We start from the raw sequence: 688 nt of genomic DNA, 5'->3' as shown, positions 1-688 counted from the left end.
GATTTTTACACGATATTGAAGCAATTTGTCAAGAAGCTAATCAAGGTAGACAAATTATGATGTTCTCAGCAACATTAAATCAAAATGTAAAAAAATTAGCAAAAGAGTTCTTAAAAGATCCAGTTGTTGTAGAAATATCTCCTCAAAGATCAAGTGTTAAGAAAATTGAGCAAAGAGTTATAGAAGTTGATCCTAAAGAAAAAGCTGCACTTTTAGCTTATATTATTGGTTCAAAAAACTATTCTCAAGTTTTAGTTTTTGTAAATACAAAAGCAGAAGCAAATGGTTTAGTAGAAAGTCTTAATTTAGATGGTTTACCAGCTTCTTGTATTCATGGAGATATTAGACAAACTGCTCGGGCAAAAGCACTTAGAATGTTTAAATCAGGAGATCATAGAGTTTTAGTTGCAACTGATATTGCAGCACGTGGTATTGATATTCAAATGCTTCCTTTAGTTGTAAACTTTGATTTACCAGAAACTACAGCTGATTATACTCATAGAATCGGTAGAACAGGAAGAGCTGGTCAAACTGGTATTGCTTTAACTTTATTATCTGTAAAAGATTATAAACAAATGAAAGAAATTGAAAAAGAATTAATTATTGATTTAAAAAGAGAAGTTATTGAAGGTTTTGAACCAACTGAGAAAAAACCTAGAATATTTATTCAAAATAGAAGACCTCTTAG

1 protein-coding gene is annotated in these 688 nt (G+C 29.8%); it reads left to right on the top strand.

The window, feature by feature from the left end:
- Positions 1-688: helicase-related protein (locus ACERKK_RS12585; protein WP_373773424.1), on the top strand; the 688-nt coding region annotated here is incomplete at both ends.

The sequence above is a fragment of the Poseidonibacter sp. genome (genome assembly GCF_041821165.1).
Taxonomy (GTDB): Bacteria; Campylobacterota; Campylobacteria; order Campylobacterales; family Arcobacteraceae; genus Poseidonibacter.
This window is presented reverse-complemented; position numbering and strand designations above follow the sequence as displayed.